This window comes from Aeromonas sp. sif2433 (assembly GCF_019218705.1).
GTDB lineage: Bacteria > Pseudomonadota > Gammaproteobacteria > Enterobacterales > Aeromonadaceae > Aeromonas > Aeromonas encheleia.
Genome location: NZ_JAHUXD010000003.1, coordinates 115248 through 135355, shown reverse-complemented (window position 1 = coordinate 135355; position 20108 = coordinate 115248). Strand labels below are relative to the sequence as shown.

Here is a 20108-nt window from a genome sequence, read left to right as displayed (position 1 = left end):
AAGCGGGGTCGCTTACAGGGCGGCGATCTCGACCTGCTGGGCTTCCAGCTTGACCAGCTGGAGGCGGTACTCCTCCAGCTTCTCGCGCTCCTTGGCGATGACCGCCTCCGGCGCCTTGGCCACGAAGGCCTCGTTGCCGAGCTTGCCTTCGATACGGGCGCATTCACCGGCCAGCTTGGCCACCTCTTTGGCCAGACGGGCCAGCTCGGCTTCCTTGTCGATGAGGCCGGCCATGGGGATCATCAGCTCGGTGCTGCCGATCAGCTTCTTCACCGACAGCGGGGCGACGTCGCCGTCCGCCAGCACGCGGATGGACTCCAGGCGAGCGAGGGACTTGAGGAAGGCCTCGTTGTCACCGGCGCGCTGGGCATCCTTGGCATCGCACTGGAGCAGCACGTTGAGGCCCACGCTCGGCGCCACGTTCATCTCGGCGCGGATGTTGCGGATGCCGACGATGAACTCCTTCACCCACTCCTGATCCGCCATGGCGGTCTCATCCAGCCTGGCGGCATCGAACTCGGGGAAGGGCTGCAGCATGATGGTGTCGGCATGGACCCCGGTCAGCGGCGCCACCGATTTCCAGATGGTCTCGGTGATGAACGGAATGATGGGGTGCGCCAGGCGCAGCAGGGTTTCCAGCACAGTCACCAGGGTGTGACGGGTGGCACGCTGCTCGGCCTCGGAGCCCTTGCCCAGCACCGGCTTGGTCAGCTCCAGATACCAGTCGCAGAACTGGTTCCAGATAAATTCGTACAGCACGCCGGCGGCCATGTCGAAGCGGTAGGTGTCGAGCGCGGTGCGGAAGTCGCGGATGGCGACCTGCAGCTGGGACTGGATCCAGCGATCCGCCAGGCTGAACTGCATCTCGCCGCCATTCAGACCGCAATCCTGCTGTTCGGTGTTCATCAGCACGTAGCGGGAGGCGTTCCACAGCTTGTTGCAGAAGTTGTTGTAACCGTCCAGGCGCTTCATGTCCCAGTTGATGTCACGACCCGTGCTGGCCAGCGCCGCCAGGGTGAAGCGCAGGGCGTCGGTGCCGTGGGCCTCGATCCCTTCCGGGAACTGCTTGGCGGTGCGCTTGCCGATCTTCTCGGCCATCTGCGGTTGCATCATGTTGCCGGTGCGCTTCTCCAGCAGATTTTCCAGGCTGATACCGTCGATCATGTCGAGCGGGTCCAGCACGTTGCCCTTGGACTTGGACATCTTCTGGCCCTCTTCATCCCGGATCAGGCCGGTGATGTAGACGGTCTTGAAGGGAACCTGCGGGGTGCCATCTTCGTTCTTGATGAAGTGCATGGTCATCATGATCATCCGGGCAATCCAGAAGAAGATGATGTCGAAGCCGCTCATCAGCACGTCGGTCGGGTGGAAGGTCTTGAGCGCGTCTGTGTTGTTCGGCCAGCCCAGGGTGGAGAAGGTCCACAGGGCGGAGCTGAACCAGGTGTCGAGCACGTCTTCGTCCTGACGCAGCACGGTCACGGACGGGATGTTGTGCTTGGCGCGCACCTCGGCCTCGTCGCGACCGACGTAGACCTTGCCGGATTCGTCATACCAGGCCGGGATGCGGTGACCCCACCACAGCTGACGGGAGACGCACCAGTCCTGAATGTCGCGCATCCAGGAGAAGTACATGTTCTCGTACTGTTTGGGCACAAACTGGATGCGACCATCTTCCACCGCCTCGATGGCGGTCTTGGCCATGGGCGCCACGCGCACGTACCACTGGTCGGTCAGCATGGGTTCGATGGGCACGCCGCCGCGATCGCCGTAAGGCTGTTGCAGCACGTGATCCTTGGTTTCGCTCAGCAGGCCCAGCTCGTCCAGCCTGGCCAGGATGGCCTTGCGGGCGGCGAAGCGCTCCATGCCGGCGAATTCGGCCGGCAGGGCGGCGTCGTAGGCGGTGCAGGGGTTGCCGTTGGTGTCGACTACTTCGGCCTCGGCGCGCACGTGGGCGTCCAGGGTGAAGATGTTGATCATCGGCAGGTTGTGGCGCTTGCCCACTTCGTTATCGTTGAAGTCGTGGGCCGGGGTGATCTTCACGCAGCCGGTGCCCTTCTCCATGTCGGCGTGTTCGTCGGCGACGATGGGGATCAGGCGGTTCACCAGCGGCAGCAGTATGTGCTGGCCGATCAACGCCTTGTAACGCGGGTCTTCCGGGTTCACGGCGACGGCGGTATCACCCAGCATGGTCTCGGGACGGGTGGTGGCGACGATCAGGTGATCCTGGCCTTCGGCGGTCTTGGCGCCGTTCGCCAGCGGATAACGCAGGTGCCACATGTGGCCTTTGATCTCGCGGTTTTCCACTTCCAGATCGGAGATGGCGGTGTTGAGCTTGGGATCCCAGTTCACCAGGCGTTTGCCACGGTACATCAGGCCATCTTCGTAGAGACGCACGAACACTTCCTGTACGGCTTCGGAGAGGCCCTCGTCCATGGTGAAGCGCTCGCGCTCCCAGTCCACTGAGTCACCGAGGCGACGCATCTGACGGGTGATGGTGCCGCCGGACTCTTCCTTCCACTGCCAGATCTTGTCGATGAAGGCATCACGGCCGTAGTCGTGACGGGTCTTGCCCTCTTCGGCGGCGATCTTGCGCTCCACCACCATCTGGGTGGCGATACCGGCGTGGTCACAGCCCGCCTGCCACAGGGTGTTCTTGCCCTGCATGCGGTTGTAGCGGATCAGGGTGTCCATCAGTGTCTGCTGGAAGGCATGACCCATGTGCAGGCTGCCGGTGACGTTCGGCGGCGGGATCATGATGCAGAAGGAGTCTTTGCTGGTGTCACCGTGGGGCTTGAAGTAACCCTGGGATTCCCAGTGCTGGTAGAGCGCCTGTTCGATGGCGTTGTGATTAAAAGTCTTTTCCATGGTCTCGCCGTATTCTGGATGAATTCTGGTGTTGATGGGGTCTGGATCGCGGGGGCGGCAGTCAGGGCTGCGCCGGATCCGGTGCGGCAAGGACGGGCTGATCCCTCATCTCGAGGGCATGGCCTGCCTGGCGATAGTGCTTGTAGCGCTCGCGGGCTTGCTGCTTTTGCGTTTCGTCAGTGGGGACAAAATCTACCACTTGAGCGAAGTGTCCTGCAAACAAAGGTGTCTGTTCGGCCAGATTGATGAGGCAGGCATAGCGCCGCTTCGGTGGCTGGCAGCCGATCTCGACCGGGGCCTGACCGGTCTCGCCCTGCAACTGATGCGGTACGAAGCGATCCGGCGGCAGCTGCCACAGCAGCTCGTCCAGGCGCTCGGCCTGAGCCTGATCCACACAATGCAGATAGAGATGGCCCGCGCCCCAGGCATCGGCCGCCAGCTGGCAGGCGAGCCGCTCGACGGCGGAAGCCTGCGCGTCATCCGGCTCACTCATCAGGTAAAAGGTCACTTGGCTCATCAGGTTGGGTCCCGTTTGGCTGTGACGGACAGCGATTGGCCGTCGGTGGGGTGCCATGCCGGGCATGGTTCCCCCAGTTCTCTCAATGAAACAAGGAAGAGGCGGGCCTCTTCCTTGTGATACGGGTTAACACCTCCCCGCCGCGCACAGGGTGCGGCGGGCGTGAGGAATCACTCCTTGTCTTCGACATCCGCCACGCCGGCCCGGTTCAGCAGGAACTGGGTCAGCAGGGGCACCGGACGACCGGTGGAGCCCTTGTCCTTGCCACTCTTCCAGGCGGTACCTGCGATGTCCAGGTGGGCCCAGTTGTACTTCTTGGTGAAGCGTGACAGGAAGGCGGCGGCAGTGATGGTACCGGCCGGGCGGCCGCCGATGTTGGCCATGTCGGCGAACGGGCTCTCCAGCTGTTCTTGGTACTCATCGAACAGCGGCAGGCGCCAGGCGCGATCACCGGCCTGCTCTGAGGCGTTCAGCAGCTCGTGGGCCAGCGGGTTATGGTTGGCCAGCAGACCCGAGGTGTGGTGGCCCAAGGCGATGATGCAGGCCCCGGTCAGGGTCGCCACATCGATGACGGTCTCGGGATCGTAGCGATCGACATAGGTGAGGGCATCGCACAGCACCAGGCGACCTTCGGCGTCGGTGTTGAGCACCTCGACGGTCTGGCCGGACATGGTGGTGAGGATGTCACCTGGCCGGTAGGCGTTGCCACCCGGCATGTTTTCGCAACCGGCCAGCACGCCTATGACGTTGATGGGCAGCTGCAACTGGGCCAGGGCGTGCATGGTGCCGAGCACGGAGGCGGCGCCACCCATGTCGTACTTCATCTCGTCCATGCCCTCGGCCGGCTTGATGGAGATGCCGCCGGAGTCGAAGGTCAGTCCCTTGCCGACCAGCACGACGGGCTTGGCGTCGCCGTTGCCCTTGTACTCGATGATGGCCATCATGGCTTCGTTGTCGGAGCCACGGGCCACCGCCAGGTAGGAGTTCATGCCGAGTTCGGCCATCTCCTGCTCGCCGATCACCTTGGTAGTGATGTTGTCATAGGCATCGGCCAGACGACGGGCCTGGGAGGCCAGGTAAGCCGGGTTGCAGATGTTGGGCGGCATGTTCGCCACGTCGCGACAGACCCGCACCCCTTTCGCCACGGCCAGGCCGTGGGCGATGGCGCGCTCGCCTATGGTCAGTTCCCGACGCGTCGGCACGTTGAACACCAGCTTGCGCAGCGGACGGCGCGGTTCGGCCTTGTTGGTCTTGAACTGATCGAAGCTGTAGAGGCCCGCCTTGGTGGTTTCCACCGCCTGACGCACCTTCCAGTAAGTATCCCGTCCCTTGACGTGCAGCTCGGTCAGGAAGCAGACGGCTTCCATGGACCCGGTCTCGTTGAGGGTGGTGATGGTCTTGTTGATGATCTGCTTGTACTGGCGTTCGTCGAGTTCCCGCTCCTTGCCGCAACCGACCAGCAGTACGCGCTCGCTGAGCACGCCCGGTACTTGATGCAGCAACAGCATCTGGCCTGGTTTGCCTTCCAGATCGCCGCGGCGCAGCAGCGAGCTGATGTAGCCGTCGCTGATCTTGTCCAGCTGTTCGGCGACCGGAGAGAGGCGACGGGGCTCAAACACGCCAACCACGACGCAGGCACTGCGTTGCTTCTCAGGACTGCCACTCTTTACACTGAACTCCATGGAATCTCCTACATCCTAAAGACAAAAGGCACCTTTTATTGAATAATGCGGTGCTTGTTGGGGTATCAGAGGCGGAGCGAACAGCCACAGGCTCCGCAGTTCAAACTGGTAAAAATCCAATATAGGGCCCTATTTTTCAGGCATTCGACTAAAAACACAAGTTTACTTGGGAATGACTGTGATCGTTTTCCGATATTTGTTCAGGGAGACCCTGAAAACCCAGCTGGCGGTGTTATTCGTACTGCTGCTTATCTTCGTCAGCCAGCAATTTATCCAGATCATCGGCGACGCCGCCGATGGCGAGGTGCCGACGCGCCTGGTTTCCACCCTGCTGCTGCTCAACCTGCCCAATATGGCGCTGTTGATGCTGCCTATCAGTCTGTTCCTTGCCATTTTGTTTGCTCATGGTCGTTTGTATGCCGAAAGCGAGATGACGGTGATGCATGCCGTGGGTTTCAGCCACCGCTTCGTGATGCGCAGCGCCATGCTGCTGGCCTTGCTGACGGCGGCGGTAGCGGCGTTCAACACCGGCTGGATCGCGCCCCAGGCCAAGGAGCGCGAGTATCAGGTGATCGACGAATTCAAGGCCGATCCGGGCATCTCCTTCCTGCAGGCCGGCCGCTTCATGGAGCTCGACAAGGGACGGCTGGTTGCCTACATCCAGGACTTGAACGACAAGGGCTCGGAGCTGCAGAAGATCTTCGTGCTGCAGCGCGCCGAAGGCACCTCGCCGCCCTCCGTCGTGGTGGCCAGCGAGGGTCATGTGACCGCAGACAGCAACGGCCTGCAGTGGTTGACCCTGAAGGATGGCTCCCGCTACGAGGGCCAGTTCACCGGCAAGCAGTTCCAGATCTCCAGCTTCGACGAGTACAGCCTGGTGATCCGTCAGCAGGAGATGGAGCGCTCCAACCGCAAGGCGGCGGCCAAGCCGACCGTGGCGTTGCTCGGCACCCAGGACAATCAGCTGATGGCCGAGTTGCAGTGGCGCCTGTCGCTGCCCGTCTCCATCCTGGTGCTCACCTTCCTGGTGGTGCCGCTGGCCAGGGTCAACCCTCGTCAGGGTCGCTACGCCAAGTTGCTGCCCGCCATTTTGCTCTATCTCTCCTATTTCCTGTTGCTCAGTGCCGCCCGCTCGGCCATCGACAGCGGGCGTCTGCCCCACTGGCCCGGCATGTTCCTGGTGCCTATGGTCTATCTGCTGGCAATCGGCCTGCCGCTCAACCTGCATGGCACGACCTGGTGGAACGGGGTGAAGAGCCACTTCTTCAAAATGAAATCGGCATGATGCTGCAACATAGGGATCTCTGCTGATGTTTGACGTTCTTGACAGGCATAACAAGCGGGTCGCCGTCGTGTCGATCCATGTTCCGTGCACCGTATTTCAAGGGAAAATCGGCATGATGCTGCAACCTGGGAGTCTCGGCTGATGTTTGGCATTCTCGATAGATATATCGGCCGGGTCATTTTCATGTCGATCCTGTTGTGTGAACTGACCCTGGTCGGGCTGGCTGCGCTCATCAAGTATGTGGAGCAGCTCAAGGCGGTGGGGGAAGGCAACTACGACATGCTCAACGCGCTCTATTTCGTGCTGCTCTCCATGCCGAAGGAGGCGGTGCTGTTCTTCCCGCTGGCGGCCCTGCTGGGGGGGCTCATCGGGCTCGGTCAGCTGGCGACCACCTCGGAATTGGTGGTGATGCAGGCATCGGGCCGCTCCAAGATCAGCATAGTGATGGCGGCGCTCAAGACCGCGATCCCCCTGATGTTGCTGGTAGGGCTGATGGGGGAATATGTGGCCCCCGCCGCGAAGCGGATGGCGGATGACATCAAGGCGGGCGCCATGTCGGAAGGACGGCTGACCGTCTCGGCCTATGGTGTCTGGGCCCGGGATGGCAACAACTTCGTCAATATCAACGGGGTACGCAACGACGGTGCCCTGACCGGCATCACCCTGTACCGTTTCACTCCGTCCCGTACTCTGATCGACGTCGTACAGGCACAGGAGGGGGTGTTCGAACAGCATCACTGGCTGCTCAAGCGGGTGCATATCACTCGCTTCGACGATCCCAAGCAGATCCAGGACGAGAAGCATGAACAGATGGCGTGGAGCTCGGAGCTGACCCCCAAACAGCTGGGGGTGGTCAGCATAGATCCCGAGAACCTGCCGATCTCCGGCCTGCGCGACTATATCGGCTATCTGGATGCCAACAAGCAGGATGCGGGGCGCTACAAGCTGGAGATGTGGCGCAAGCTGCTGTCGCCGCTCTCTGTGGTGGCCATGATTTTGCTGGCCTCTTCCTTCATCTTCGGCCCGCTGCGTTCGGTGAGCATGGGGGCGCGGATGCTGATGGGGATCATGACCGGCTTTGCGGTCTATGTGAGCGATCGGGTGTTCGGCCCCGTCAGCCTGGTGTATGCGATGCCGCCCATCCTGGCCGCCATCGCCCCCAGCCTGCTGTTCGGCGGTATTTCCTTCTATATCCTGAGTCGCAGGCGATAGCCGGATGGCGAAACGAAAAGGGCCCTCATGGGCCCTTTTTCATGCTGTCCACGGCGATACGAGCCATGGAGACAGGCGGCGAGAAGGGCACCCCGGGGTGCCCTTCTCGTCATTCAAGCGGCCTTATTTGTTCAGCTGCTCCAGATTCTCCTGCTTGCTCAGCACCACCACCTCGCACTCGGACCAGATGTCCTGGAAGGCGCGTGGCCGCTGGCGGTTCATCACGCACAGCAGGTTGCCGAGTCCGAAGGCGGCAGTCCCGAGCCGGATCAGGGCCTGGGTGATGCGGATGTTGCTGCCATCCACATTCTGGATGCGCAGACGCCAGGCGCGCATGCCGATGGTCTGGCCGGCACGGGTCCAGAACCAGGTGTAGAAGCCGCAGATTACCAGGGCCAGCCAGGCGCTGTAGAGCGGGCTGGTCAGCAGCCAGGAGGCATCCTTGCCCTCGGGCACGCTCGCCATGCCGGTGGCCAGCAGTAACTGGGCAACCCCCATGCCGATGAAGCCGGCGATGATCAACAGGGCGATGACCACCAGATAGTCATAGAGCAGGGCGCCCAGGCGGCGCAGCAGACCGGCGGAAGGATATTGATGCTGAGGGGGAGGGGTCGGGGAGGAGACTGTCTTGCGCTTGGCCATGATGCTATTCCATTAATATGATGCGGGCATTCTATGTAACTGACCCCACATCGGCAAGGCGTTGAATAAATGAGCAAACGGGATCCGACGCGAGAAAAACACCTTGCATGCCCAAGCGCCATTCGTATAATCCCTCGCAGTTGCCCGGGTGGCGAAATCGGTAGACGCAGCGGATTCAAAATCCGCCGTTGAAAGACGTGTCGGTTCGAGTCCGACCCCGGGCACCATTTAGAATTCAATGACAAAAGGCCATCCTCACGGATGGCCTTTTGTTTTTCTGCTGCTTGGCGGCCGCCAGCCCATGCTCTGTGCCTCCACCCACTGTCACGCCCAGGATTCTCACTTGCTGCAAGTGGGGGCTCTCCCTTCTCCTCTGCTCACCTCTGCTGGCCGTCTTGGCAAAGGCAGTACCCGCATTCTTCCTGACCCCTGTCACATCTTGGTGCGCCCTCCCGGCTCTGCACAGCGGGAGTGCGATTTCGTTCCTGTTTGTGAACCAGGTGCGCCAACATGGTGCAACCCTTCTTCGGATATCACACAAGATATTGAATATTATGTAATTTATTTTTTGGCCTGCTTTATGCTTTAACACAATCATGTCGCCATGATGATCCCTGCGGGGTCATGCCTAGGGTCGTGACAGGGCAATACCGATTTACCGATGTGGGTTTGAGTGAATAGCCAAGTTAGACATTCATATCAGGAAATGGACCCGGCCAGGTGCCGGGATGACAGGGAAGGAGAGGGCTGTATGTTCAAGAGACTCGTAATGACTGGCCTGCTGGTGCTGACCGCCACCATGGCCGCCCCGGGTTGGGCCGAAGAGGTGGCTGCACAGGCTGATGTGGTGCAGACAGCGGCGACCGTGACCATCAACAAGGGAGACAATACCTGGCTGATGCTGGCGGCCATCCTGGTGATCCTGATGTCCGTCCCGGGCCTGGCCCTGTTCTACGGTGGCCTGGTGCGTGCCAAGAATATGCTGAGCGTGCTGATGCAGGTGTTCACCCTGTTCTGCCTCATCACCGTGCTCTGGGTGGTCTACGGCTATTCGCTGGCCTTCACCGAAGGGGGAGCCTTCTACGGCTCATTCGACAAGGTGCTGCTGGTCGGGGTCACCCCCGAGTCGATCGCCGCCACCTTCAGCAAAGGGGTGGGGATCAGCGAGCTCATCTATGTGGTGTTCCAGGGCGCCTTCGCGGCCATCACCTGCGGGCTCATCGTCGGTGGCTTTGCCGAGCGGATGAAGTTCTCGGCGGTGCTGCTGTTCGCCGTGATCTGGTTCACCTTCGCCTACATTCCGATGGCGCACATGGTGTGGTACTGGGCCGGTCCTGATGCCTACACCTCGGCCGACACGGCGGCCGCGGCGACGGCCACCGCCGGTTACCTGTTCCAGCATGGCGCGCTCGATTTCGCCGGTGGCACAGTGGTGCACATCAACGCGGCGGTTGCCGGTCTGGTCGGCGCCTACATGACCGGCAAGCGAGTGGGTTACGGTCGTGACCCCATGGCACCGCACAGCCTGACCATGACCATGATAGGGGCCGCCCTGCTCTGGTTCGGCTGGTTCGGCTTCAACGCCGGTTCCGCGCTGGAAGCGAACGGCACAGCCGCACTGGCACTGATCAACACCTGGCTGGCTCCGGCTGCGGCCGCCCTCTCCTGGACCTTTGCCGAATGGCTGATGAAGGGACGTCCCTCTTTGCTGGGTGCGGTCTCGGGTGCGGTTGCCGGCCTGGTTGCCATCACTCCTGCTGCCGGTTTCGTCGGTGTCGGTGGAGCCCTCATCATCGGGATCCTGAGCGGGGTGGCCGGGCTGTGGGGTGTGCATGGTCTCAAGCGCCTGCTGAGGGCCGATGACAGCCTGGACGTATTCGGTCTGCACGGAGTGTGCGGGATCCTGGGGGCCGTACTGACCGGGGTCTTCGCCAGCCCGGATCTGGGCGGTACCGGGGTGTGGGATTATGTGACCAACCAGGTCGCCGAGGGCTATTCCATCCTGGCGCAGGTGAAGATCCAGATCATCGGCGTGCTGGTGACGGTGGCATGGACCGCCGTGGTCTCCGCCGTGGCATACAAGGCGGTGGATCTGTTGATCGGCCTGCGGGTGAAGGAAGATGCGGAGCGGGAAGGGCTGGATGTCACCAGTCATGGTGAGAAGGCCTACAGCCTGTAACCGCATCGGGTTCCCGTTAACAAGCTTGCCGCCGGCCCTGTCCGGCGGTTTTTTTATGGCTGCCATGGGTAGCCGGATCGCCATTCAATCCTGCTGGCCTGTTTCAGGCGGAGATTGATGCCTGCAACCTGCAACCGGATCGCCATTCAATCCTGCCGGCCTGTTTTAGGCGGTGATTTATGCCTGCAATTTGGACGGATCTCCGCTAAACTCTGCCACCCTTTATTTGGGGTAGCCGGGTTAGCCCGCTTCCATCCTTTTATCTATGCCTTCGGAGCCGCTCATGCCGTTAGTGGGACACCAACATCAGATCGATATTCTGGAACTGACCGACAAAGGGGACGGCAAGGGTCGCCTGTTCGATCGCCCTCTGTTTGTCGAGGGTCTGCTGCCCGGTGAGCAGGCGCTGGTCGAGCTGACCGAAGTCAAACCGAACTATCTGCACGGCAAGCTGGTCGAGCTGACTCAGGCCTCCGCCGATCGGGTCGCCGATTTCTGCCCGAACACCGAGTGCGGTGGCTGCCAGGTCAGGCCGCTGGCCTATCCGGCCCAGCTCAAGCTGAAGCAGACGCTGGTGCAGAGCGCGTTGGATCAGGCCGGGCTGGCTACCCAGGTCAACCCCATACTCGGCATGGATAGCCCCTTCGCCTATCGCAACAAGGCGCAGTATGCGGTGCGTGGCTGCGAGGCCGGTGCCGAGATCGGTTTCTATCGCAAACACTCCCACGATCTCATCACCGCCGACGACTGCGCGGTGCAGGACTCCCTGCACGTGGAGCTCAATGCCCGGGTACGCAACTGGATGCGCACGCACGAGATCGCGGCCTATGACGAGGTCAACCACAGCGGTTGTGTCCGTAACCTGATGACCCGCAAGGGCTTCAAGAGCGGCGAGCTGATGGTGGTACTGGTGACCCTGGGTGAAGCGCTGCCATTCGAAGCCGAGCTGCTGGCGGCGCTGGCGGGTCTGCCCATCACCACCCTGGTACAGAACGTCAATGACGAGCGCACCAACCGCATCCTGGGCGCGAGCAACCGGGTGCTGCTGGGGGAAGGCGTCATCCGCGACAAGATCCACGAACTCGAATTCGAGATCTCCCCGCTCTCCTTCTTCCAGAACAACCCGAGCCAGACCGATGTGCTCTACTCCAAGGCGCTCGAATACAGCGAGCTGACCGGCAACGAGACTGTGTTCGACATCTACTGCGGCATCGGCACCATCTCCCTGTTCCTGGCGGCCAAGGCTGCCAAGGTGGTTGGCATCGAGTCGGTGGAGAGCGCGATCTCGGATGCCCGCCGCAACGCGGCCCTCAATGGCATAGAGCACACCGAATTCCACGTGGGCAAGGCCGAGCAGTTGATGCCCGAGCTGCACGCCCAGGGCGTGAGCGCCGATGTGGTGGTGATGGATCCCCCCCGCAAGGGTTGTGACAAGGCGGTGCTGCAGACTCTGGTCGCCATGGCACCGCGTCGCCTGGTCTATGTCTCCTGCAACCCGCAGACCCTGGCCCGGGATCTGGCCTACCTGGTCAAGCAGGGCTTCGTGCTGGACGAGGTGCAGCCGGTGGACATGTTCCCCCACTCCATGCACGTTGAAGCCGTTGCCCGTCTGAGCCTGCCAGCCAAGGGCTGATCGGCGAGAGGTTGATAGCCCATCGGTGGACATGTTCCACCCATGCGCCATGCACGTGGAAGCCGTCGCCCGCCTGAGCCTGTCAGACAATGGCTGATCGGCGAGAGGTTGATTGATGTCCTGCCGGGCGCCTCCGTGCCGGGCATGTCCCTCAGGAATAGATGGAATTAGCCAGATGGCTCTGATAAAAACGACTCCAAATGGAGTCGTTTTTTTATGGCCGCCAAGGGGTAGCTGACTGGCAGGGAGCCTGATATGAGCATTCGTTTGGCCGGGGCGGAGGACGTCGCGGCGCTGGATCACTTCTTTCAACAGCTGGATCGGGAGACGCGTTTCATGCTGTTCGAGGCGGGGGAGCGCCCATCCGATCTCGAGGGGCAGCGCCAGCGTCTGGCCGCCATGCAGGCCAGTGTCAATCAGCGCATGTGGCTGTTGACCCTGGCCGATGAGGTGCAGGGGTTCGCGCTGATGATGGGTGGTGGCTTGCGGCGCAACCGCCACTGCGCCCTGATCGTGATGGGGCTGCGCCAGGGCGCACGGGGTCAGGGCTGGGGTGAGCGGTTACTACGCACGCTGATCGCCGCCGCGCCGGGTTGTGGCATCAGCCGGCTGGAGTTGGGAGTGATGGCTCATAACGAGGCGGCTCATGGGCTCTATCGCAAGTGCGGCTTTATCGACGAAGGCATCCGGCGCAACGCCTATCGACTGGATGATCGCGATGTCGACGAGATCGGCATGGGCCTGCTGTTGCCGCAGGGGAAATCATGAGGTGGCGGGCCGCTGATGCCGGGTGACCAGTGTTACCGGTGCTGGCGATGATAAGGCCCTTATCGGAACAAGGAGCGGATCATGAGAGGTGTGTTGCTGCGTTGGCTGGCTCGCTACGATGCCTGGTGTCAGGAGTGGGGGCTGGTGCCTGAGAACCGGCGCTGCTGCGCGCCGGTGCGTCATGATGAGCGGGAACCCGAGGTACCGGAGGAGGACCCCTCGTCGCTCAATCGAAGTTGCGGGCCACGGCCCCGCTGACGCTGTTGTACTCAAATCCCAACCCGTCCGGATAAGCGGGGAAGCGGCCGATGGAGTCGCGCAGGGTGTAGCGGCAGTTGTCGTGGCGCAGCTGCCCGTCGGTCTGTGCATCGGCCGGAACGAGCTGCGAGATGTAGTCGCTGTCGGCGTCGGTATGCAGCTCATCGGCCGCGGTCTGATCGGTATCGAGCAGGCCACCGAACAGGCTCTCGCAATCGTCCCGGCTGCTGACGGAGATCTGATCGCTGTCACCGCCAGGGAAGATGGTGTCGGGACCCTGGCCGCCCTGATCCTCCTTGGTGCCAACCGGCCAGCCATGGGAGTTGATGTCGAGATCCTGCTGCCCCATGCCGCTAAAGTTATAGAGTGCCAGCGGCTCTCCCTTCACCTTGACGGCCCAGCCCGCATGGGCAAGCTGGACGGCGCTGGCAAAGCCACCGGCGGTCGCGGAGACGCTGCTCTTGAGCGCATCGTCCTGGATGTTGATGAAGCGGGGCATGGCGGTCACCGCCAGGACGGCCAGCACTATGATGACCAGCACCAGTTCTATCAGGGTAAAGCCGTGGGAAGCGCGTTTTAGCATTGAATAGACCCATCAGATACGACAAGCAGGTAAGAGTGATATGCAACTGATCGACACCCACTGCCATCTCGACTTTCCGATCTTCGATCCCGATCGGGAGGTACTGCTGGCCCAGTGGCGTCAGCTGGGGGTTGGGGAGTATATCATCCCCGCCGTGGGAGAAGAAAACTGGACTCGGGTGATGGCGCTGGCCGACCGCCACCCAGGCATCCGCTATGGTCTTGGCATCCATCCCTGGTATGTGGGATCCCAGACCGAGGGCGTGCTGGCACGGCTGGAGTGTCTGCTGGCGAGCCGGCCCAAGGGGCTGGTGGCCATCGGCGAGTGCGGGCTGGACTTGCGCAGCCATGTGCCGCAGGAGGGGCAGCTCGAGCTGTTCGAGGCGCAGATCAGGCTGGCCATGAGCTATGAGTTGCCGCTCATAGTCCACTCGGTGCGGGCCAACGACACCGTCGCCAAGACGTTGCGGCGCCTCAAGCCCGCAAGGGGCGGGGTGATCCACGCCTTCGGTGGCTCGCTGCAGCAGGCCAACGCCTTCTGGCAGCTGGGTTTCAGGCTGGGGATCGGGGGCGTCATCAGCTATGAGCGAGCCAACAAGACCCGGGAGGCGATCCGCGATATGCCGCTGGAGGCGTTGCTGCTGGAGACGGACTCCCCCGACATGCCACTGCAGGGACAGGAGGGGCCCAATACCCCCGCCAGCCTGCCGCTGATTGCGCAACTCCTGGCCGAGCTGCGAGGAGAGTCGTTAGAGGATGTTATTTCGGTGTTACATGAATCCTCTTTGCAGACATTCCCATTCACCCCGAACGAATTTAACGCTTAGTTAACTATTGATATCGCTGTGATAAAAAATAGGGCGCATAAAAATCGTTTGCGGTCTAATTAAACGACGTCTAACGCGTTTCACACTTATAAAATGTGACCAGCATTCTACTTTGTCGCACCGTAATTAGTATAATGCGCACCCTTGATTAACGGCTTTAAGATACAAAACGTTAACAAGCTGGAAGGTGCTACTAAAGAGGAAGTGTTAATAATGAATCTAATAATGGGTCTGGTAGGGATGGCGACGCTCATCCTTATCGCGGTGCTGTTTTCCAGCAATCGCAAGGCAATCAAAATCCGCACCGTGGGTGGTGCCTTTGCAATTCAAGCCGGTCTGGGTGCATTCGTGCTGTACGTCCCAGTGGGCCGGGACATTCTGGTAGGTGTATCCGATGCCGTTTCCAGCGTCATCGGCTATGGCCAAAACGGTATCGAATTCCTGTTCGGTGGTCTGGTCAGCAACAAGATGTTTGAAGTGTTCGGCGGCGGCGGCTTTATCTTTGCCTTCCGCGTCCTGCCCGTCATCATCTTCTTCTCTTCCCTGATCGCGGTTCTTTATTACCTCGGCATCATGCAGTGGGTGATCAAGCTGCTGGGTGGTGGCCTGCAAAAAGTACTGGGTACTTCCCGTACCGAATCCCTGTCTGCGACCGCCAACATCTTCGTCGGTCAGACTGAAGCCCCGCTGGTGGTGCGTCCCTTCATCTCCAAGATGACAGATTCCGAGTTGTTCGCCGTCATGTGTGGTGGTCTGGCCTCCGTTGCCGGCTCCGTGCTGGCCGGTTATGCCTCCATGGGCGTCAAGATGGAATACCTGATCGCCGCCTCCTTCATGGCTGCCCCGGGTGGTCTGCTGTTCGCCAAGCTGCTGGTTCCGGAAACCGAGACCCCCAGCTATGACGAGAACTCCGCCGACGGCGATCTGGACGACAAGCCTGCCAACGTGATCGACGCTGCCGCCGCCGGTGCCTCCGCCGGTCTGCAACTGGCCCTGAACGTGGGTGCCATGCTGCTGGCGTTTATCGGCCTCATCGCCATGATCAACGGCATCTTCGCCGGTGTGGGTGGCTGGTTCGGTTACCCGCAACTGTCTCTGGAACTGCTGCTGGGCTGGTTGTTCTCCCCGCTGGCCTTCCTCATCGGTGTGCCCTGGAGCGAAGCCGTGGTGGCCGGTTCCTTCATCGGTCAGAAGCTGGTGGTGAACGAGTTCGTGGCTTACCTGAACTTCGCCCCCTACCTGAAAGATGAAGTGCTGATCAACGGTGTGGCCATGTCAGCTCACACCAAGGCCATCATCTCCTTCGCCCTGTGCGGCTTCGCCAACCTGTCCTCCGTTGCCATCCTGCTGGGTGGTCTGGGCTCCATGGCACCGAACCGTCGCGGCACCATAGCGCGCTTCGGTCTGAAGGCCGTACTGGCCGGCTCTCTGTCCAACCTGATGTCTGCCACCATCGCAGGCTTCTTCCTGGCACTGACAGCCATGTAATATTTGCCTGACACTCAGGTAAAGACGAACGCCACAGCGAAAAGCTGTGGCGTTCGCGTTTGGAGCGGTGACAACCGTTTTCCTTTCTAAACTAATAATAAAATTGAGTCGAATCGGAGGTTATATGAATGAAGTGCTACTGGCGATTGCAGCCGGCTTTATCGTTGGCTTGTTGTTTTCTTTCCTCAAATTGCCGATCCCGGCACCTCCCGTCTTGTCCGGGGTGATGGGGATCGTCGGGGTCTATCTGGGGGGGATTGCCTACTCCTGGATCCTGACCCGTTTCTTCTCTTAAGCGCTTTCCAGTACCGGATTTGTCAGATGTGAGGTACCTCTGAAATTGGCAAATCCGGCTTGCAAACACGGGGTATCTCGGCTGAAATAGGCGATGCCAGCAGGGTGCTGGCATTGACTAATACTCGGACAAGCTGGGTGTTGGCGGTCAAATGGAATTGATTGGGAAGTCGGGTCAGCAGTTGTCGGCCTTTCTCAAGTCTTCATGGAACCAAGTCCGCACTTTTGTAAGAAAGTGACAGGGCTCTTGCCTTATTTGCAGCCGTATTGCCTGTGCATTTGCGCTGTAATTCCATCTCCCGTTTACCCGGGCTCTCTTGCCGATCTCATCTCGAACGGCGAGTGCCAGACTCGGGTATTCAGGACTTATCGAGACTTTGGAGACATAGCATGACTGATCTGAAACTGGCCGCCCAACGCGCCCTGAACCTGATGGACCTGACCACCCTGAACGATGACGACACCGATCAGAAGGTGATCGATCTGTGCCGCAAGGCCAAGTCCCCGGCCGGCCTGACCGCCGCCGTCTGCATCTATCCCCGCTTCATCCCCATCGCGCGCAAGACCCTGCGTGAGATCGGTGCCGCCGATGTGCGCATCGCGACCGTGACCAATTTCCCCCATGGCAACGACGACATCGCGATCGCCGTGGCCGAGACCCGTGCCGCCGTCGCCTATGGTGCCGACGAGGTGGACGTGGTGTTCCCCTACCGTGCCTTCATGGCGGGCAATGAACAGGTCGGCTTCGATCTGGTCAAAGCTTGTAAGGAAGCCTGTGGCGCTGACGTACTGCTGAAGGTGATCATCGAGACCGGCGAGCTGAAGGATGCCGCGCTGATCCGCCGTGCCTCCGAGATCTGCATCGATGCCGGTGCCGACTTCATCAAGACCTCCACCGGCAAGGTGCCGGTCAATGCGACTCCGGAAGCGGCGCGCATCATGATGGAAGTGATCAAGGCCAAGAACCCGAAAGTCGGCTTCAAGCCGGCGGGTGGCGTGAAGGACGCGGCCGTGGCCGGTCAGTACCTCGCCATGGCCGAAGAGATCCTGGGCAAAGACTGGGTTTCCCCGCGCACCTTCCGCTTCGGCGCCTCCAGCCTGCTGGCCAGCCTGCTGGCGACCCTGGGCCACGGCGACAAGCCGGCCAATACCAGCGGTTACTAAGCGGTGTCAGGGGGCGGCGAGCCGTCCCCTTTCAAGGAATCCTGTTCGGCCTGTATGCGTGCATGACGCGCGGAGGGAATGAAAGATGTTTTTGCCTCAAGAAATTATTCGCAAGAAGCGCAACGGTGAAGCGCTCAGTACCCAAGAGATTCAATTCTTCGTCCAGGGCATTACCAACAACAGCATCGGTGAAGGCCAGATCGCGGCACTCGCCATGGCGGTCTACTTCAAAGACATGACCATGGATGAGCGGGTGGCCCTGACCTGTGCCATGCGCGACTCCGGCATGGTGCTGAACTGGGACCACCTCAACCTGGGTGGCCCCATCGTCGACAAGCACTCCACCGGTGGGGTGGGTGATGTCGTCTCCCTGATGCTCGGCCCCATGGTCGCCGCCTGCGGTGGCTTCGTGCCGATGATCTCCGGTCGTGGCCTGGGTCACACCGGCGGCACCCTGGACAAGCTGGACGCCATCCCCGGCTACCAGACCTCGGTCGACAACGATCGCTTCCTGAAAGTGGTGAAGGAAGCCGGCGTGGCCATCATCGGTCAGACCGGCGATCTGGCCCCGGCTGACAAGCGCATCTACGCGGTGCGTGACATCACCGCCACCGTCGAATCCATCGCCATGATCACCGGCTCCATCCTCTCCAAGAAGCTCGCCTCCGGGCTGGAAGCCTTGGTGATGGACGTCAAGGTGGGTTCAGGCGCCTTCATGCCGACGTTTGAGGCATCTGAGGAGCTGGCAAAAAGCATAGTGGCGGTGGCCAACGGTGCCGGTTGCCGCACCTCGGCGCTCCTGACCGACATGAACCAGGTGCTGGCCTCCAGCGCCGGCAATGGGCTGGAAGTACGTGAGGCGGTGCGCTACCTGACCGGTGAGTACCGCAACCCGCGCATCCACGAAGTGACCATGGCGCTCTGTGCCGAGATGCTGATCTCCGCCAACCTGGCTAGCGATGAACAGGACGCCCGTGCCAAGCTGCAGGCGGTGCTGGACAACGGCAAGGCCGCCGAGATCTTCGGTCGCATGGTCACCGGCCTCGGTGGCCCTGCGGACTTCATGGAGCGTTACGACAGCTACCTGCCCAAGGCCGGCATAGTGCGCCCCGTGTATGCGGCGCAGACCGGTTTCGTGACCGCCATGGATACCCGTGAACTGGGCCTGGCCGTGGTCGCCATGGGCGGTGGTCGCCGTGCCGCCGGGGACAAGCTCGATTATGCGGTCGGTCTGACCGACTTTATCCGCCTGGGGCAGAGCGTCGAGGCTGACAAGCCGCTCGCGCTGATCCACGCTCAGACAGAAGCTCAATTTGCCGAGGCCGCCCGCATGGTGCAGGCAGCCGTCAAGATCGGTGACACCCGACCAGAGGCACTGCCCGAGGTTTACCGTCGCATCGGTCTGGCCGATTTGTAACAAGGGGAAGACCCATGAAACGTACCTTTATTCTGATGATGGACTCCTTCGGTATTGGCGCCGCCGCCGATGCCGAGAAGTTCGGAGATGTGGGCGCCAACACCCTTGGCCATATCGCCAAGGCCTGCGCCGCCGGTGAGATCGAAGGCCGTGGCGCCCTCCATCTGCCGAACCTCAACAAGCTGGGTCTGGGCCACGCAGGGGAGCAGGCTTCCGGCTACTTCCCGGCCGGCTTGAAGAAAGATATCGAGGTGGTCGGTGCCTACGGCTTCGCCCAGGAGCTCTCCTCCGGCAAGGACACTCCGTCCGGCCACTGGGAGATCGCCGGCGTACCCGTGCTGTTCGAGTGGGGTTACTTCCACGATCACCACAACAGCTTCCCGCAGGAGCTGTTGGACGCCATCGTCGAGAAGGCGGGCCTGCCGGGCTACCTGGGCAACTGCCACGCCTCCGGCACCCAGGTGCTGGACGATCTGGGCGAGGAGCACATGCGCACCGGCAAGCCGATCCTCTACACCTCTGCCGACTCCGTGTTCCAGATCGCCTGCCACGAAGAGACCTATGGCCTCGAGAAGCTGTACGAGCTGTGCCACATAGTGCGTGAGCTGCTGGAGCCCTACAACATAGGCCGCGTCATCGCCCGTCCGTTCGTGGGCAGCGGCAAGGGCAACTTCAAGCGCACCGGCAACCGTCACGACTACTCGGTACTGCCGCCGGCGCCGACCGTGCTGGACTACATGAAAGAGGCGGGTGGCCAGGTGGTCTCCATCGGCAAGATCGCCGACATCTATGCCAACCAGGGCATCACCAAGCAGGTGAAAGGCACCGGCCTGACCGAGCTGTGGGACAGAACTCTGGAAGAGGTGAAGGCCGCCGGTGACAACACCATCGTCTTCACCAACTTCGTCGACTTCGACTCCTCCTACGGCCACCGTCGTGACGTCAAGGGCTACGCCGATGCGCTGGAGTATTTCGACTCCCGCCTGCCGGAGCTGTTCGAGATACTGCAGGATGGCGACGTTGTGGTGCTGACCGCCGACCACGGCTGTGACCCGACCTGGAACGGTACCGATCACACCCGTGAGTACATTCCGGTGCTGTTCTACGGCAAGCCGGTCAAGGCGGGCAGTGTCGGTCGTCGCGAGACCTTTGCCGACATCGGTCAGAGCATCGCGGCCTACCACGGTCTGCCCAAGTTGCAGTACGGCACCAGCTTCCTGTGATGCCGACCCTGGGCAGCGCATCGTGGATGCAGGGCCTGCCCAGGTTGCACAGCGGTACTCGCTTCTTGTAAT

At 61.3% G+C, this 20108-nt stretch carries 17 protein-coding genes and 1 tRNA gene; 13 read left to right on the top strand and 5 right to left on the bottom strand.

What is annotated here, in order from left to right; translation table 11 throughout:
• Window positions 1-12: 12 nt before the first annotated feature.
• The 3 genes from KW825_RS06005 to pepA all read right to left on the bottom strand — a co-directional run bounded on the left by KW825_RS06005 (window position 13) and on the right by pepA (window position 5064).
• Window positions 13-2865 (bottom strand): valine--tRNA ligase, encoded by a 2853-nt coding sequence (locus KW825_RS06005; RefSeq protein ID WP_218328628.1) that lies wholly within the window; start codon window positions 2863-2865, stop codon window positions 13-15.
• Window positions 2866-2926: 61 nt separating this feature from the next.
• The gene (locus tag KW825_RS06000; protein ID WP_168236363.1) at window positions 2927-3382 is read right to left on the bottom strand and encodes a DNA polymerase III subunit chi; all 456 of its coding nucleotides are present in this window, start codon (window positions 3380-3382) and stop codon (window positions 2927-2929) included.
• 170 nt (window positions 3383-3552) lie between these two features.
• The gene (gene pepA, locus KW825_RS05995; protein WP_218291128.1) at window positions 3553-5064 is read right to left on the bottom strand and encodes a leucyl aminopeptidase; all 1512 of its coding nucleotides are present in this window, start codon (window positions 5062-5064) and stop codon (window positions 3553-3555) included.
• 172 nt (window positions 5065-5236) lie between these two features.
• Here pepA and lptF point away from each other — a divergent pair, with 172 nt between their 5' ends.
• The gene (gene lptF, locus KW825_RS05990) at window positions 5237-6349 is read left to right on the top strand and encodes an LPS export ABC transporter permease LptF (RefSeq protein ID WP_218328627.1); all 1113 of its coding nucleotides are present in this window, start codon (window positions 5237-5239) and stop codon (window positions 6347-6349) included.
• 141 nt (window positions 6350-6490) lie between these two features.
• On the top strand, window positions 6491-7561 hold the full coding sequence (lptG, locus tag KW825_RS05985; RefSeq protein ID WP_218328626.1) for an LPS export ABC transporter permease LptG: 1071 nt from the start codon (window positions 6491-6493) through the stop codon (window positions 7559-7561).
• A gap of 123 nt (window positions 7562-7684) precedes the next feature.
• Here lptG and KW825_RS05980 read toward each other — a convergent pair whose 3' ends face one another.
• Entirely contained in the window at window positions 7685-8203 is a 519-nt protein-coding gene (locus KW825_RS05980) for an RDD family protein (RefSeq protein ID WP_218328625.1), read from the bottom strand.
• A 142-nt stretch (window positions 8204-8345) separates the two neighbouring features.
• Between KW825_RS05980 and KW825_RS05975 the strand changes: the two genes are divergently transcribed.
• The 5 genes from KW825_RS05975 (at window position 8346) to KW825_RS05955 (ending at window position 13041) form a co-directional block, all read left to right on the top strand.
• Window positions 8346-8430 (top strand) — tRNA-Leu (locus tag KW825_RS05975).
• Window positions 8431-8954: 524 nt separating this feature from the next.
• Complete coding sequence (gene amt, locus KW825_RS05970; protein ID WP_218328624.1) at window positions 8955-10382, top strand: ammonium transporter; 1428 nt, start codon at window positions 8955-8957, stop codon at window positions 10380-10382.
• Between the two features lie 283 nt (window positions 10383-10665).
• Window positions 10666-12015, top strand: coding sequence for a 23S rRNA (uracil(1939)-C(5))-methyltransferase RlmD (gene rlmD, locus KW825_RS05965; RefSeq protein WP_218328623.1), 1350 nt, complete (start codon window positions 10666-10668; stop codon window positions 12013-12015).
• A gap of 255 nt (window positions 12016-12270) precedes the next feature.
• Entirely contained in the window at window positions 12271-12783 is a 513-nt protein-coding gene (locus tag KW825_RS05960) for a GNAT family N-acetyltransferase (RefSeq protein WP_218328622.1), read from the top strand.
• An 81-nt stretch (window positions 12784-12864) separates the two neighbouring features.
• Entirely contained in the window at window positions 12865-13041 is a 177-nt protein-coding gene (locus tag KW825_RS05955) for a fructose-bisphosphate aldolase (RefSeq protein ID WP_218328621.1), read from the top strand.
• Here the strand turns inward: KW825_RS05955 and tppF are convergent.
• Window positions 13010-13624: a type IVa pilus pseudopilin TppF gene (gene tppF / locus KW825_RS05950; protein WP_218328620.1), complete on the bottom strand. Its 615-nt coding sequence runs from the start codon at window positions 13622-13624 to the stop codon at window positions 13010-13012. The genes KW825_RS05955 and tppF overlap by 32 nt on opposite strands.
• Before the next feature lie 40 nt (window positions 13625-13664).
• On the opposite strand from tppF, the gene KW825_RS05945 reads away from it, so the two are divergent.
• From KW825_RS05945 to KW825_RS05920, 6 genes are all read left to right on the top strand, one after another.
• Window positions 13665-14450, top strand: coding sequence for a TatD family hydrolase (locus KW825_RS05945; RefSeq protein WP_218328619.1), 786 nt, complete (start codon window positions 13665-13667; stop codon window positions 14448-14450).
• A 213-nt stretch (window positions 14451-14663) separates the two neighbouring features.
• Entirely contained in the window at window positions 14664-15938 is a 1275-nt protein-coding gene (locus tag KW825_RS05940; RefSeq protein WP_042652064.1) for a NupC/NupG family nucleoside CNT transporter, read from the top strand.
• Between the two features lie 124 nt (window positions 15939-16062).
• Window positions 16063-16233 (top strand): XapX domain-containing protein, encoded by a 171-nt coding sequence (locus tag KW825_RS05935; RefSeq protein WP_042652065.1) that lies wholly within the window; start codon window positions 16063-16065, stop codon window positions 16231-16233.
• Between the two features lie 389 nt (window positions 16234-16622).
• On the top strand, window positions 16623-17396 hold the full coding sequence (gene deoC / locus KW825_RS05930) for a deoxyribose-phosphate aldolase (protein WP_218328618.1): 774 nt from the start codon (window positions 16623-16625) through the stop codon (window positions 17394-17396).
• A gap of 85 nt (window positions 17397-17481) precedes the next feature.
• Window positions 17482-18813 (top strand): thymidine phosphorylase, encoded by a 1332-nt coding sequence (gene deoA / locus KW825_RS05925; protein WP_218328617.1) that lies wholly within the window; start codon window positions 17482-17484, stop codon window positions 18811-18813.
• A gap of 14 nt (window positions 18814-18827) precedes the next feature.
• On the top strand, window positions 18828-20036 hold the full coding sequence (locus KW825_RS05920; RefSeq protein WP_218328616.1) for a phosphopentomutase: 1209 nt from the start codon (window positions 18828-18830) through the stop codon (window positions 20034-20036).
• The last annotated feature ends 72 nt before the right edge of the window (window positions 20037-20108 follow it).